This window comes from Paenibacillus sp. EZ-K15 (genome assembly GCF_002573715.1).
Classification (GTDB): domain Bacteria; phylum Bacillota; class Bacilli; order Paenibacillales; family Paenibacillaceae; genus Paenibacillus_AQ.
This window is the reverse complement of the sequence record NZ_PDHM01000004.1, coordinates 166716-182157: the sequence shown is the minus strand read 5'-3', so window position 1 is coordinate 182157 and position 15442 is coordinate 166716. Positions and strand designations below refer to the sequence as shown.

Sequence of the window (15442 nt, the reverse complement as noted above, 5' to 3'; positions counted from 1 at the left end):
GCGGTGGGACTGGCCCCAGGGAATGAGACAAATAAAAACACCTTCAAGTAAATGCAACCATATCATCAGATATGGAAACAATCTTGAAGGTGTTTTGTCCGTGGCAACAAGAGTAAGTTACTCCGTGGTAATCAAGATGAGAGCGACAAAGCTTAAACTAGCGATTTGATCAGGCTAAGCGTGATATGAGAGTGGGATGAGCAAATTGATAACGTATCGTATGAAATCAACGCTCATTCCGCCGGATCGGGCACCGTTTGCTTCACATAAGTACCCTTTACGAATTGATACATAAAGTCATAATTCGAACGCACGGTCGGATCGCTGCTTCTTGAGCTGTCCAGAAGGGAAGTATTGCCTTGATAATAAGCTTTGAAGGCACGGGTCATATATCCGTAATCGACGCCGCCATTCAAATATTCGATGAATCGCTTGCGCATCTCCTGATCGGTGTTCATCCGTTCATCCGTTTCAAATTCAACGCCGATCCCATACTGGCGGGCAAGCCCGGCCGCATCCTCGAGACGCGTCGCTTCTGTTTCGTTGAAGAAATGATTCGGCTGCAGAGCCACGGCGTCAAAGCCAAGCTGTTCCTTAGCGAAGCTGCCGTTTGCGTAAAAATGCGGAATCCAGAAAAACTTCTGCTTGTGACTGCTATGGACTAGATCGCTCGTGTACCGGATCAACGGTTCATCAAATTGTTCACCGAGCCACGCGCTTTCGGCGAGCCAGTACATGCCAGACAATTCGAGATTGGAGTAGCCCGCCGCTGACCATCTTTGTTTAACTTGATCCATATACCAGCTTACTGCTTTTTGTCTGTTATGGAGAGCCGCTTCCGCGCCTACCTGGTCGGGATTGAAGTTCTCCGAAATGCCGTCGCCGTCAACGTCGCCAAAATCCGTCGTAGCGGTGTCCGGGTTAGGAATCATCAGCACGACTTTCGTACGGTGCTTCGGATCGCCGAGTTTTTGACCGACTTCTGCAGTCGCATCGTTCAAATGCTTCATGTCGCCGTCCGCGCCAAACGTGGTGTCCAAGTACCACTGCCAATCTTCAAACAAAGCCGTGCTGCCAAAGTTTCGTTCCCCGCCTGGGGTCAGCAAACCAAGGTAAAGAACGCCATCATAAAACCAATCGGTCGGTTCACCTTGCTGGTCGACATAACTAATGTACGGGATAATTTTATCTTTCGTCCAAATGCCTTCTCCGTTTGGATACCAGCCATTGTACAGCAACACAAGATCGCGGATGCCGTTCGTATCTTTGCCTGGTTCCAAATAAGCCGGCTCTTCAGGCTTGATCCGAACCGCATGCTTCGCTTTGCCGTCCGTGCCCCAAATTTCAATTTCATCGAGGAATGTCCACGTTTGCGTCGTAAACGTAATTTTTACAAAACGCGCATATGCCGATGAAGCGTTCTTGTTCGGATGCGGCAATCCGTCCGCGGGTGCGTCCCATACATAAAACTGTTCGGTTGCCGGTCCCGGCTGCCACAATGGAATTTGTGTATTCCGATGTGCCAGCGTCCCCCAGTTTTGGCCATCATCGGAGACGTACATCGAAACCGTTACGGGATAAAATATTCCCGCATTGCTGTCCTGCATAAAATGCGCTTTGATGGCGTTAATGGATTTGAAATCCTGCAAATCGAACACCACTTCTCTTGTGATACCGCGAAGATGTCCCTGCCAGCCGGGGTTCACATATTCCAAAGGCTCGTATACCCCATCGGTCAACTCGTTTCCGGAGTCAGGGTAACTTTCATTCGGAGCCGCTGAGTACTGATAGCTTGATTCAGCCGCTAGATTCCTTGGTGTTTCAGTTTCTTCTTGGGCCAGTGCACTTGGAGTAAGGGTAAACAGCATGACGGCAATGATCGTGAGTATAAATCCATTTTTTTTCGTAAACATCAGATTACCTCCCTATAAATACTGGACCCGACATTCAGAGCCGGAATACGGTGGGTGTATCCATCATGACATTCGATCAGCCGACGATGCCCGAGCGTTCGACTCCTTCGACGAAATGCTTCTGCAAGAACAAGTAGAAGATCATCAACGGAATGATCACCAGTACGGTGCCCGCATTCAACCGAATAGAGGTCAACATATATTCGGGCGAGCTCGCAGCCAGCAAACCGGGCAAAGACGCAAGCTGCATCGACAGCACCTTTGTATCCGTCAAATACATCGAAACGTAGAATGAATCGTTATACTGCCAGACGAATGAGAACAACACGACGGTGATGATCGCCGGCATCGCGTTCGGCAGCATAACCCGATAGAAAGTTTTGAATATACCTGCGCCGTCCACGAGAGCGGCCTCCTCTAGTTCTCCGGGAAGCGAGCGGAAAAATTGCTTGAAAATATAAATGTAAAGCCCGTTTTTTAGCCCCGTCGCCGTAATGGACGACAAGACAAACGGCCAATGGGTATCAAGCAGGCTGACACCCGGTCTGTCGGTAAACAGCTCTACAAGCCCCAACGGATCGAAATACCGAAAATGCATGTACGTCGGAATCATAATCGTCTGCGGCGGGACGATGATCGTGAAGACAACGAGCATAAATAGGAGGCCTTGCCCAGGATACTTCAAGCGCGCGAAGCCGTAACCCGCCAGGGCGCAGGAAGCCGTCTGCAGGACGGCAGCCATGGCCGAGATGCCGATCGTATTGAGCAGCGCATCCATGTAATTCATTTTGTCTAGCACGAACGCCAGATTGTCGAGGGTGGCATGCTTCGGAAACCAAATGATCGTTTGATCGTAAATGTCTTCTTTTCCCCGAAGGGCAAGTGAAATTTTCAACAGGATCGGATACAGGATGACATAGCCGATGCCCATCACGAGGACTGTGCGGAACAATGCCCATGACCAAGCCTTGATTTTGCCGGCGGCTGTTACAAGCATGATGCCCCTCCTCCAAATATAGTGTAGCTGCGCAAGCTCCCTTCAAGCACCGTTCAAGCTTCCACGCTGGCTAAAGCTCACAGCAGCTCCGATTCGGCAGCCAGCGCTATGAATCGTAATAAAACGCCCTGCGTGAAATGACGGCCGTGAACAAACCAAGCAGCAGCACGATGACGCCGAAATAAATCCAGGACATTGCAGCGCTCAAGCCGAAATCAAACAGCTTGAACGACGTTTCTTTCAGCAGGCTGGCCATCCGGCTGTTCAGGAACGAGTCGATGATCGTATAGATCACGTTGGTCAGGATGAGCGGCGCCATCATCGGAAATGTAATTTTCCAGAAATTCTCGTACCCTGTGGCGCCCTCGATTCGCGATGCCTCATAGAGAGACGGGGGGATCGACTGTAGTCCTGCCAAAAAAATGAGAATTTGCACGCCGGACGAGCTGATGATGTCATAGATTCGATCGACTGCGTCCGCCAAATAATTGACGAGCCCCCGGTTCATGCCCATATCGTACAAGATGCCTTTCAGCTCGAAGCTGCCGAGACTGCTGAAGCCGCCCTCTGCGAGCGTCTGCCCGATCGCCTGTGACATGTAATCAGCCCAGCCCAGGCTGGAGATGACGCCGGTGGACACGATAACCGGCAGGAAGAAAATCATGCGCGCGAGCGAGCGGCCCCTGAACCTCTGGTTCAGCACGGTGGCGATAAACAGGCTGAAAAAGATGATAAGCGGTACGTTCACAGCCATTCCGATGACCGACTCGGTCAGTATTCGGTTGAACGTCGCATGGACATAGAAGGCGTGCTTGTAGTTGTCCCAACCCAGATATTCAAGCTCCAGGCCGCTTTCCCCCAGCTTGAGCTCATGCAGGCTGAATTGAAAAGATTGGGCCAGCGGGACAGCAAAGAGGAAAATGAATCCGATCAGCCACGGCAGCGTAAACAGCATGCCCATCAGCGCCCTCTTGCGCTGAAGAGTGAAACGGACATGACGCATGTCACTTCCCTCCTATCCGATAGCTTAGCGCACCGACGGCATAGCCGCCCGGTGAAACCGGTTTGTCGTTGTAATTGACCGTAATTGCCGTGCCGTCCTCATACGTGGTCCGGTAGACTCCTTCAGACAGCTTCTCGTGCCGGGAGATTCGCAGGTGCCGGACCGGCTTCAGTGCCTCGTTCACTTCCTTGTAGGCTGCGGCTGCTTCCTCGACCCAGTCCGCATAGCCGGCCGCGTACAGTTCGCGGGCTGCGGGAGACTTCAGCTCGGACGGCATGCTGTACACCCAGCGATAGTAAACGTTTGAACCCGTCTCAATCGCCTTCAAAATATTTTTTCGGGCAGACTGGTCGTCCGCCTGGTTGAACGGCAGGCCGGCCAAATCCGCGTAACCGTGAAGAACCATCTGATAAAAAGGGACCGATTCGTCCTCCAGGTTAAATCCGCTCGAAGCCGCAGGCGCATTCACGATCGTCTGCGCATACGGCAGCAAATAAGCGTTACCGCCGCTCGCCATCAGATCCGGAAAGTCCGCGGACAGCTCAATCAGCTGAGATCCGACGATCACTGCGCTCTGCTGCCGGTCTGCCGGCTTCTTCTGGTCGAAGTCGGAATAGAGCGTGTCGCCCAAATCCCGCAGCGACAGCCCGCCGATGCCGAGCGGCTTCACTGCCTTGGTGAAGCTGCGGATAACCGCAGGAAGCCGGACAGGAGACAGCGGGTAGTGGGAGAAGGACTCCCCATCGAGGATGAAGCTTGGCCTGTCGACACGGTACACGCTCGCAGTCTTCTGCGACATGTATTTGATCGCATCGCGTCCAGCGCGGAATCCGTGACCGTCCGTATAGACGTTCAGGAAGGCCGCGTCCGGATAGAACCTGACGCCCTGTCCGTGCAGCTTCTGCGCGAACTCGGTAAATGTCGCCCGTCCGCCAATCTCTTCACCAACCACCACCCGCGACGGGTAACGATGTTGAGTCCCGCCGTTAAACCAACCCATATAACGCAGCTTGACGGCTGCCACCTGTTCCTTGCGCAAGGCGGCAAGCACCTCCAGCGCCTGATCGAGCGTCGTCAGCGGCGTGACCGCATCATACGGCACGCCCAGCATCGATTTGCGCGTTTCCATCCCGCCGACGAGCTCGAGCACGAACGGAGTGTCCGCCGCAGGTTCCAGCCTCCGCAGCCGGTTATGTTCGGCTAGATAGTCGCGATACAAAGCTGCCATCCCGGAGTAGTCTGCCTTGTCATCCGCCAGAAATCCGTAACGAACAACGATGTCCCCTCCGTACGGCGTTTTCTGGTGAACCGGATTCGTGCTTGTCGCCGAGTTTCCTGCGATGATCACCTTATCCCTGCTCGCTAGCGTGAATGACGGGGCGATATAGTTATAGCCGTTCAGCCTGCCGGCGATGTCAGCCTTGATGGATGCAATCGCGTCACCCTGCTCAATGATGCCAAGCCAAGCCGCGTCACCCGCCTTCATCCCAAATACAGGCAGTCGGACCGTCTCATGCTCCGCCAGCTTCTCATCCCTGGCGATCGCGCCGTCCTCTCCGTACACCGGAGCGAGGTATGGTGGTTCGACGGTCCGCCCGTTGTTCAGCCGTATAAGCGCTCCTGACCCATCGGGGACGAACATGTAACCGGACTGCAATGAATCGGCCGCTCCGAAAAACTCCAGCAGCGTTATGGTATGCAGCGGCATTGTCCCCGTTTTCTCAATCGCTCCTGCATCTATGCGCACGACAAACTGCTCCCCGTCGAGCCTGTATTCGACCGGAATCGAAAATCGCGGCCGTCCGGAGCCCGCTTCCGGCTCCAGACCATTCTCTTCATCATCGTAAGCCAGATCCTCCTCCCCGTATCCGACCTGATTTAAAATGTCGAGCACGGCAGACACCGCCAAACTGGGCAACTCCCGCCGCGTATACACATCGCGGTCTGCTTCATATTTGAACCGCTTTTTCATCTCGCTTACGGCCCGTTCGTCCGACAATCGGCTGATAATCCGCTCCTCGAAACGACTCCCGGTCATCACTCGCGGTATAGACTCAATCCCGCGGACGACCTGGCCGACCGTATACGTCACCTTCACCCCGTTCTCGATCGGCTCCGTTTCGAACTGTCCAAGCGCGACACTGTCCGCATAGCTGTCGTACTCTTGCTCCTGGCCCGTATCCAGCAAGTAGGACAGGAAAAACAGGGATGACAGCCGATCTTTATGCACTCCTGACGCGATTGGGTCCGATTCGCGGCTCGTGGGGTTGGAGTACCACAATCGGCCGCTTTCCTTGTGCCTGACGGCAAACGACGTCGTCTGCCGGTCCATGAACAGCGTCAGCCGGCCGTTTTCGGCCGCCTTCTCCATCCCATCCGGAACGGCGCCCTGATCCTGAATCCAGGGGAGCGCGGGCGCCGAAGCGGCTGCCGCCGTTCGGCTCGCCTCGAGCCGGGTTTCCGCTTCAGCAATTACGGCAGCCGGGTCGTCCGGCGCGGACAGCGAAGACAAGACAACGGCGGCCACAAGCGCAAGCGCCGAAACCCCGACCGTGATGATAACGAACCGTCGCCAAAGCATGCTCATTCGCATCAAGCGCATCTCCCCTCATATCCGTAATGATAATTCCTGGTAGACCGTCAAAATAAAGACGACCAGTTGCTGAATCAAGCTAAACACCAATAGGGCCAAAAAAACGATGATGGCAATAACGACGACCGTCAAAACCATCGTCACGACAGTCTTTAGCGGCGTGTACTGATGCACCGTCAGCGTGGCCACGAACAGCAGACCGGCAAACCACAGCACGCCGATCGTGCCAAATAACGAGTAGAAGCTCAACTCCTGCAAGGTAATCATCCAGCCGAAAGCCAGCTGCAGCGTGCTGGCCAGCAGCAACGGCAGCATGGCATAACCGCTCGCGATAACGATCTCCTTGAACGTCCCTTCTCCGTCCATAAGCGTCGTCAGCGACCAGTTGGCCACGCACCAGACCAGAAACGGTATAACGATGAAGGCGAATTCCTTCACACTGTTGATCCGTTCCCACTGCCCGCCCGAGACGAGATAGCCGGAGTAGAAGGCGCGCAGGACAAAGATGAAGCCGACTAGCGCGACGATAGTCAACGCGACCCAGAGCCTACCCTTCCCTTCATATTTCAATTCCCAGAACTGCTTGAACGGTCTGACGGTCGTAAGCAGCGCGGTGCGGACTGGTCCATACTCGTCATCCGATGATCGCTTTGGCGCGAAACGCTTGGCGAGGACAAAGACCGCGATGGTAGCGGCGAGGCAAGCAAACAGCCAGGCAAAGTTGTTCCACAGGAACGCTTTGCGGTAGCCGGCGAACGCCTTGGAAAAATACGGGCGCGAATCGCCGAACTTGAAACTCGCCATCGCCGCTTCGTAGTTCCCCTCCTCCAGTTGGGCCTTCCCTATGCCGATATGGGCAAGCTCAAGATTGCCGTTGAGCTTGCTCGCTTCGCGCCACAGCCTTGCCGCTTGCTCTTCCTTGCCATTGTAGTAAGCCGATGCCGCATCAAGCATAAGCGAGCCGTAGCGTGTCGGCTTGAACAACGTGAGCCTGTTCAGTGCGCGGTCGAGCACCAGAATGTCCCGTCCGAACCAGGCTACATCCGCCGGCCCGCGGAAATTGCCGACCTTATCGCCGATTTGGCCGAACTGGAACAGCAGATTCCCGTCATAATCGTAGGCAAATGTACGGCCTCGCTTGGAGTCCAGTACCAGGTAGATCTGGTCGGCGTCAACATCGATGGAGATCAGCGTAGAGCTGCCACCGAAGCTGCCGGAACGCGTCGAGCGTAAATCTCCCATAACCGGAATCATGCCATCCTGCCTTAGAACGTCGATACCCGATGGATTGAGTCGCTTCACCATATCAATCGTAGTTCGGTTCTCCGTTGCCGTCGCATAGACGAATTGTTCGGCGTCGATAGCCAGATTGTTAAATTCGATCGGGACGTACAGCGCCATTTGCCGGCGCTGCGCATCGGTCGCGAGCTGCTTCCAGAACAGGTCTGCCGCGTTGAAGCGGACCGGATTTTTGCCGAAAAAGCCGCTGAAAGCCCCATTCGCATCAAATTCTACGATGCCGTCGAACACACCCTGGCTGACTGCGAACAGCCGCCCCGCAGAGTCGAGTGCCAGTTTTGTTGGCAAAAATTTAAAATCCGCGCGAAGCGTCTCGGACTCAGGCGGCCCTATGATACGCACGAGCTTCCCTTCCCCGTCCAGCTCGACGATCCGCCCATTCTGCGTGTCTGCCACGTGAATATGATGCTCCTTGTCGACGAAGACGCCTTGCGGCTTATTGAACGCATCGGCCTTGCCTTCGCGCTGGAAGGAATCGATAATCCGGACGAGCCGCCAATTTTCGTCCACCACGACAACGCGGTCGTTGCCCGTATCCGCGATATAGACGCGCCTGTCCGGCCCGACAAACAGATCCTCCGGATTATTGAAGGCCTCCGCATCCACAGTCGAGCCATAGATGACCTTATCCGGCATATACGGCAGCGGAGCCGGAACGGCCTCTCCGTCAGAGGAGTAATGATAGCCATAATAGGGAGCCGCATCGGCTAGCGGGGGCGATGCCAAAGCAAGGACAAGCATAACGAGAAGCGGCAGCCATATCCGATTCATTCCTTTTGTCCCCCCCTCTCAATCTTTCATACCGGATGTCGACATCGTTTGGATAACGTTGCTTTGCGAGATAATGAAGATCGCAATCGGCACTGAGATCATGAGCAGCGTTGCAGCCATCGAGGGTCCCGTGCGCACGATGCCGCCCGCCAATATTTGCCCGAGCGCATGGTCGAGTGTCTTGAGCTGTTCGCTGTAGATGTAGATTTTGCCGGTGCCGCCCGCGCCCCACAACCCTTGGAAGGAGAAAATGATGAGCGTCATCCAGGCCGGTTTGACGATCGGCATCACGACCCGCCATAAGATCCGATACTCGCTGCAGCCGTCGATGCGGGCTGCCTCGAGCAGCGCGTCCGGTACCATTTGCTCCATAAACTGCTTCATCAGGAACAGTCCGAGCGAAGAGCCGAGCGCCGGAATGATGACCGCCCAGTAGCTATCCAGCAGGCCGAGCCACGACATCGTCATGTAGTTGGGAATGGCCGTCACATGCCCGGAAAACATGAGGGAAAGGACAACGATGGTAAAAAGCGCACCTCGCCCCCGGAAGCGGCGTTTGGCCAGCGGGTAAGCGGCCAAAGACGCCAGTATGACATGGCCCGCCGTGCCGACGACCGCGATAAATACAGTGTTGAATATATAGCGCGTATATGGCACCCAGAATGAGGACAGCAAATAATATAATTCCGTAAAGTTTCGCAGCGTCGGGTACCGGACGAAAAACCTCGGCGGGAACCGGAAGATCTCGTCGAGTGGCTTAAACGCGTTGCTGACGACAAACAGCAGCGGCAGCACCATAAAGGCGCCGACGCCAGCAAGCGCCAGAAACAGCAGAAGGTCGACGGCAAGCGAACGGTTCCATCTTCGATTACGTCGAATCCGTATCGTCGCCAACTTCATTCACCGACTTTCTTGAGCAGTCTTTGAACAAGCAAATTGGAGCCCAGCATCAAGACGAACAGCACGGTCGCGATCGCTGATGCATAACCCATCTCGTACCGGATACCGCCATAATCGTCCAGATGGGTGACAATGGTATGGCCTGCGTACTGCACGCTCGGAAACCCGGCGATCTGGGTCGAAACCTCGGCAATTGCGAATGAAGCTGTAATTTGGATAACCGCGCCAAACATAAGCTGCGGACGCATTGACGGGAGTGTGATATACCACAGCTCTTGCCAACGGTTACGGATGCCGTCGATTGCGCCGGCTTCGAACAGCGTTTTGTCCATCCCCTGCAGTCCTGCGATGAACGCCAGAAAACTTGTGCCCAGACTGAGCCAAAGCTGCACGATGATCAGAATCGGCAGGATGTAGTTGATGTCGGACAGCCACAATATGGGCTCCATAATGATACGGTTGCGCAGCAGGAAGGCGTTGATGAAGCCGTAGGAATCATTCGCAAACAGCAGCTTCCAGACGATAAAGGCGTTGCCCGACAAGGACGGGGCGTAGAACACAAGCGTGACGAAGGCGCGGATCTTCGGCGACAGTTCGTTGATCAGCCAGGCCAGGACAAAACAGGCCAGATAGCTGATCGGGCCGGTAATCGTCGCGAGCAGGATCGTATTCTTCACCGCAATGAGGAACACTTCGTCGTTAATAAACAAACGGGCATAGTTGTTAAGCCCGACCCAGTTCGGGAACGCCAGCATATTGAAATCCGTCAGGCTGAGCAGCATAGACATGAGAACAGGCAGGACCGTAAATGTGAAGAAGATGGCGAAGAACGGCGCCAGCATCATATAATCCTGCCGGCTCGCCTTCAACTCGAGCAGCAGCCTGCGGAATCGAGTCGGACGCTCCGTCCGAAACGGCGCCGCGCCTGCCTTCGTCTGTTTAGACAGTACGCTTATGATGCATCCTCCTCTCTAATCCGTTGGCAAATGAAATTCGCGACGTTTGACCGTAATTTCCTGGTTGATCGTCCGCGCGTAATCCTTCAGCGTCTCGCGCGGATTAGCCCCTTTGTTCAGCACCTCGAAAAACGCATTGTTCAGATGGCGCTTCGTGAAGTAGCCACCTGGCACGTCCGGAACACCGCGTACCCATTCCAGCTGCTCCATCAGCCGCTCAAAATCGTCAGCTGGCCAAGGCAGCTCCCGCAGCGCCTCCAGATTGGCCGTCGGATACCGCGATGCAGCGCCCATGAGCGCCTCCAGCTCCCGGCCGAACGTCAGTTGGGCTTCCTTGCCGGTCCACCAGTCGATGAACGCCCAGGCGTTCTCCTTATTCTTTGCACGCTTGAACATGACCGAGCCGAGCGTAACGGACGCGCTTTCGCGATGGATTGCGCCTTCGCTTTCCGATGTTCCCGGGACAGGAGCGAAAGCCCATAAGCCGCGGATTTCCGGAGCGAAGACGACCAGTGAATTGTAGGTTGTGTAGTCCGCGATGCCCACCGGCATCTCGCCGATGCGGAACCGGTTGATGAAATCGAATTGCTGCGGTGCCTTGTAATTGACATATAGATCCGTCCACCGCTTGAAAGCCAACAATGCTTCCTCTGCATCCAATCCCGACGCCTTGCCTCCGTCCTTGTAATACGAGCCGCCGTTCTGGTACAACAGAATGTCCATCGTCACATCCGGCGTCAATCCGATCGACAGCTGTCGCTTGTTCAGCACCGGGATAAGCGCATACATTTCCTCCCATGTCTGCGGCACCTCTGCGCCGATCTCCTCCAGCACGTCTTTTCGGTAGAACAGCATCGGAAACGTCTGCTGCTCCGGGATAGCGTACACCCCGCCCTCGTACTCGAACGGGACGAACGCGCTGGCTGCAAACCGCTGCTTCACATGCTGAAACGAGTCAAAGACCGACAGGTCCTGCAAAGCGCCGCGCATGGCGAAATCGACGACATTGCTAGACGCGAGCGCCACATCAGGCCCGGAGCCGGCCAGCGTCGCTGGAAGCAGCACCGCCGGGTCGACTAGCCGCAAATTGACGGGAATGCCGGTCTGCGGGGTGAATGAGGTGTCGATCATCGATTTGATCAGTTGGGCCTGATCCCGCCCCCCTGTAACCCATACGTCTACCGCCTCCGCCTCCTCGTCGGTCGCGCCGACTGCATCGTAATCGGTGAAAAACGACAGAAGGAACTGCCGGACGCCGTGTTCCGCATTAGCCAGCCACGATACGTCCGCTTGCGGAAGCCGGGCTTCTTCTGAAGCGACGATCAAATAATCAATTTCCAAAGGCAGTTCCTTCGCCGTCAACATCCACGTCCCCAAGGCGACGATATTGGATTTGAACGCATCCAGACGCTTGGCGATCGATTCCGGGTCTTCCGCCAGATCTTGCAGCTGAAAGGCGACCATATTCAACACCGCCATCCGCTCACCCTTGCCACCGTACAGCTGCTCCATGCTTCCGATCACGCCTTGAAGACGTCGGCCCTCCGCCTCGAATGTCTCGTGCAGCTCGGGAATCCGCTTCTGCAGCTCATAATCGCGGAACGGGTCAGGGGACCCGCCAGTAATCATAATGATTTTACGGTACAGCTGGTTCAGCTCCAGCACGGCTTGCTCGACGCTGCGGATATGCTGCGTCATTTCGCCCAATGTCACTTCGAGCGATAGCCTGTGCTTTCCTTTCGTCAAATAGAATAGATAAGGCTCTTCAGGATTGCTCAGCTGCATCATCTGCCACCCACCGCCCGGCTTGAAGCCGATACGGTTTGCTTCTGCGAAGGGAACCTGGCCGTCGATCTTGAGCCGCCGTGAAACTTCGAGGGACTGGACAAAATGCTGCCTATACTTCACGGCGATCTTGTACAGTCCATCCTGTGGCGCTTCGAACGTCCACGTAATGGATTGTCCCGGGATGCGCCAATTGTTGCCGCCAATCGTATTCAGCCGGATTTCCTTTGGATGAAACGGCTCGGTGGCGGGGCTGGACCGGTCAGCAAGCGGATACAAGGTCGGGCTCGATTTGACCGCAGCGTCTTCACCTTGCACGGAGATCAAGGTACCTTCCGCCGGTTTGCCGTATCCGAGCCGCTCGTACGATGCCCGCAGGTCGGCGTAAGCGGGTATTTCCTTGGCCGGGCGCAGTACCAAATAATCGACCAGCATCGGCTCCCGTACGGAGCGGAGTGTAATCCTGTGCTTTCCCTTGGCAAAATTAAACCGGTAAGGTTCCTCATAATAGCCGTCCGCATCGGAGAGCGCCACCTCCTCCCATGCCGGGATTTCCACCTGGGACGGCCTCATGTCGTTTCCGTTCGCATCCTGCCGGATGCGCTCCTCCTTGTTGCCCCAAGCACGTGGAAACAGCAACCGCTCTGCTTCGGTAAACGGAAGCTGACCGTCGATGAGCAGCGCCCTCTCAATCGCCTCGCTTCGGCCTTCCATTGGGTAATAGCGCACGTAGAGATGATAGAGGCCGCCCTCTTCGATGTCGACGTCCCAGCTGATCTCGCCGCTCTCTCCGGACAGAGCGGCGCTTCCTTCTGCCCCCTCGCGCTCCATGGCAACGACAGCGCCGGAACCACTGATCGGCTGCCGCTCTGCTTCAATCCGTATCTCGTCTGAGGGAAGACGCTCGTCTGCATGGTCCTGAAGATAGCGGGCGTACGAGCCCTCCTTCCCCTCGAAGGCTTCCTCTGGAGAGACAGTCTTAACTGCCGCGTCCGTTGCCGCTAGCGGCGCGGAGCTTCCATCAGGCAACAGCAGCAGTGTGGCCCAGCCAAGCACTCCGCATAGGACGGCTAACAAGCTTCGTTTCCAGATGGCTCGAACTCTCATCCGCCACTCCCCTCTTTGCTCGCGAACTTGTGCGGCATCCGGGAGACTTCCCGAAGCCCGGGCACCACGGAGTATCGCTATGATTACTGCGCTGCATCGAGCAGCCCTTCCAGCACCGGACGTACGCTCTTCATGCCCGTTTCCGGCGTTTCCTTGCCTGCACCGATATTATCCCAGACCTTGCGGATTTCCTGACCAAAGTTAGGGATTCCCTCCCAATCCTTCGGCTTCATAATTTTTCCCATCTCCATGTAGTTGTCGAGGCTCTTCTGATCGGCAAACAGCGATTCCGTCCAAGCGTCCAACTCCCCCTCCTTCGGCATGTAGCCGAGCAGGTACTCGGCGTAGATGCGGACAGCATCCGGATTCGCACCCTTCGGCACGAACCAGAGCGTCGGCTGCATCGCGTTGTGGTAAGCGGTCGCTTTCGGCCCTTTCGGAATGAAGATGAAGCCGTAATCATTCCCCAGGTTCGTCTGAATACCGCCTCCCTCCCAACCTTCTCCATACCGCATCGCGACGATGCCTTCGTTGAAGGCGTTGATGTAATCTTCCCAATTGTCAGTCTGGTTCGGCTTGACGACTTTGTGCACATTACTCAAATCGCTATAAAACCGGAGCGCTTCCATCGCATTTTCGTCGTCCCCGGTGAACGCCAGCTTACCGTCGACCACCTTTGTCACGTCTCCGTCATTCGACGCGATAAATGCCGGTACGAAGTTTACTGAGGTAAGCGCCAGCCCGTACTGGTCAATTTTCCCGTCACCGTTTGTATCCTTGGTCGACTTCTTCGCTATATCCAGAAACGTATCCCAATTCCACTCCCCTTTCTCATGCAACTCTTGTGGATCTGGTAAACCCTCCTTCTTCAATATCGCCTTGTTGTAATAAATGCCGCCCCCGCCGCCTACAGCCGTCGAGAAGCCGTACACTTTGCCATCGAAGCTGCCGGTCATCCGCATTTCAGCAGGCCACTTTTCGTTGTTAATATCCAGAATGCCATCAATCGGCTGCAGGAAATCCTTCTGCACCATCGCAGGGAATGCCCGATACCGCTCCAGCAGGAAGACATCCGCGATCGGCTCACCGGCTACGATGGACGCTGTAATCTTATCTTGGATATCACCCCAGGGAATCTGCTCGAATTGAAACTTTGTATTGTACTTCTTTTCCAATTCCTGCTCGAGGGCGATTCGCTGCTCGCCTGCTTCTGTGCCCTTCTCGCCTCCGGCATACCCCCACGATATGACGCGCACCGGTTTTCCCTGCATGTCAATCGTTTGCTCCTCCTCAGGCGCCTGCTGCTCTTCCCCGCTCTTTGGCTGCTCATCCTCCTGCTCTGTCACGGCCACCTGAGGTTCCGGCTTCGGCTCGTCGGCGGAATTCCCTCCGCCCCTTGTGCATCCCGTCAAGAGAACAACGAAAACAAGCACAACAACGAAAAGCCATTGCTTCCTGCTTTTAATACTCATTTCTTTAATACCTCCTTTTTGCTTATTCTTTCGCATGTGCCGGGCAGCGCCGGCAATTACGCATGCCAGCTCCGCGACAGCTCGACAAACGGCCCGCCGAACGTTCTCCGTTGCTCTTAAAGACATTCCTCCTTTTCTTGTGCGGATTGCAGGATTCGAACGGAGCCATCGTAGCATTCACCGCTGCAGCACGCCTAGTTCTCATTGGCCGGATTCGGTACTCGCGCGGCCGAATCAAACAGGTTCCACCGGTTGTTTTTGGCCCGGCGAGTTCTCAATCGCCCGCTGGACCAGCTTCATTAGGGATTTGATCGAATGGGTCGTAATCATTTTCATGTAGGAATCACATTTTCTGTGCAGGAGTTGGAACAGACAGAGAAGTGAATCTATATGAGAAGATAGGGTTGCAGAGCGCGAAGTAACGTGTTGGAGGAACGTGGAGAACGAAAGATAACTAAGAAGGTACAAACAGTATAGGTGGATACATAACTAGTTAAAGGAAACAGCGAACATAGAAAAACAGCACCCTCCGCTTTAAAAGCGAGGGGTGCTGTTTTGATAAGAGTTTTTACGTTCGCTCAACGCCACCACCATTTGCGTCATTCCAATGATGGCATCGAACTTTGTATCAAATCTTGTACATTTA

At 55.1% G+C, this 15442-nt stretch carries 9 protein-coding genes; all 9 read right to left on the bottom strand.

The window, feature by feature from the left end; all coding sequences use genetic code 11:
• Positions 1 to 233: 233 nt before the first annotated feature.
• The 9 genes from CRG97_RS01940 to CRG97_RS01900 all read right to left on the bottom strand — a co-directional run bounded on the left by CRG97_RS01940 (position 234) and on the right by CRG97_RS01900 (position 14796).
• A complete protein-coding gene (locus CRG97_RS01940; protein ID WP_098741497.1) occupies positions 234 to 1913 on the bottom strand; it encodes a DUF4855 domain-containing protein in 1680 nt (559 codons plus the stop codon).
• Between the two features lie 76 nt (positions 1914 to 1989).
• Positions 1990 to 2910, bottom strand: a complete 921-nt coding sequence (locus tag CRG97_RS01935) for a carbohydrate ABC transporter permease (protein WP_098741496.1) — start codon at positions 2908 to 2910, stop codon at positions 1990 to 1992.
• A gap of 106 nt (positions 2911 to 3016) precedes the next feature.
• Positions 3017 to 3913 carry a carbohydrate ABC transporter permease gene (locus CRG97_RS01930; protein WP_076322535.1) on the bottom strand — a complete coding sequence of 299 codons (897 nt, stop codon included), beginning with the start codon at positions 3911 to 3913 and terminating at the stop codon, positions 3017 to 3019.
• Position 3914: 1 nt separating this feature from the next.
• Complete coding sequence (locus tag CRG97_RS01925; protein ID WP_098741495.1) at positions 3915 to 6506, bottom strand: DUF5696 domain-containing protein; 2592 nt, start codon at positions 6504 to 6506, stop codon at positions 3915 to 3917.
• Positions 6507 to 6521: 15 nt separating this feature from the next.
• On the bottom strand, positions 6522 to 8576 hold the full coding sequence (locus tag CRG97_RS01920) for a YIP1 family protein (RefSeq protein WP_098741494.1): 2055 nt from the start codon (positions 8574 to 8576) through the stop codon (positions 6522 to 6524).
• 18 nt (positions 8577 to 8594) lie between these two features.
• A complete protein-coding gene (locus CRG97_RS01915) occupies positions 8595 to 9476 on the bottom strand; it encodes a carbohydrate ABC transporter permease (RefSeq protein WP_098741493.1) in 882 nt (293 codons plus the stop codon).
• Positions 9473 to 10423: a carbohydrate ABC transporter permease gene (locus CRG97_RS01910; protein ID WP_237566261.1), complete on the bottom strand. Its 951-nt coding sequence runs from the start codon at positions 10421 to 10423 to the stop codon at positions 9473 to 9475. The genes CRG97_RS01915 and CRG97_RS01910 overlap by 4 nt, the downstream gene beginning before the upstream one ends.
• 24 nt (positions 10424 to 10447) lie before the next feature.
• Positions 10448 to 13324, bottom strand: coding sequence for an extracellular solute-binding protein (locus CRG97_RS01905; protein WP_098741492.1), 2877 nt, complete (start codon positions 13322 to 13324; stop codon positions 10448 to 10450).
• 83 nt (positions 13325 to 13407) lie between these two features.
• Positions 13408 to 14796, bottom strand: a complete 1389-nt coding sequence (locus CRG97_RS01900; protein WP_161952906.1) for an ABC transporter substrate-binding protein — start codon at positions 14794 to 14796, stop codon at positions 13408 to 13410.
• Positions 14797 to 15442 lie beyond the last annotated feature (646 nt).

What these genes read in the sequence shown, in the direction of transcription:
- CRG97_RS01940 (WP_098741497.1), bottom strand. Translation starts at nt 1,913, where the DNA reads ATGTTTACGAAAAAAAATGGATTTATACTCACGATCATTGCCGTCATG.
- CRG97_RS01935 (WP_098741496.1), bottom strand. Translation starts at nt 2,910, where the DNA reads ATGCTTGTAACAGCCGCCGGCAAAATCAAGGCTTGGTCATGGGCATTG.
- CRG97_RS01930 (WP_076322535.1), bottom strand. Translation starts at nt 3,913, where the DNA reads ATGCGTCATGTCCGTTTCACTCTTCAGCGCAAGAGGGCGCTGATGGGC.
- CRG97_RS01925 (WP_098741495.1), bottom strand. Translation starts at nt 6,506, where the DNA reads ATGCGAATGAGCATGCTTTGGCGACGGTTCGTTATCATCACGGTCGGG.
- CRG97_RS01920 (WP_098741494.1), bottom strand. Translation starts at nt 8,576, where the DNA reads ATGAATCGGATATGGCTGCCGCTTCTCGTTATGCTTGTCCTTGCTTTG.
- CRG97_RS01915 (WP_098741493.1), bottom strand. Translation starts at nt 9,476, where the DNA reads ATGAAGTTGGCGACGATACGGATTCGACGTAATCGAAGATGGAACCGT.
- CRG97_RS01905 (WP_098741492.1), bottom strand. Translation starts at nt 13,324, where the DNA reads ATGAGAGTTCGAGCCATCTGGAAACGAAGCTTGTTAGCCGTCCTATGC.
- CRG97_RS01900 (WP_161952906.1), bottom strand. Translation starts at nt 14,796, where the DNA reads ATGAGTATTAAAAGCAGGAAGCAATGGCTTTTCGTTGTTGTGCTTGTT.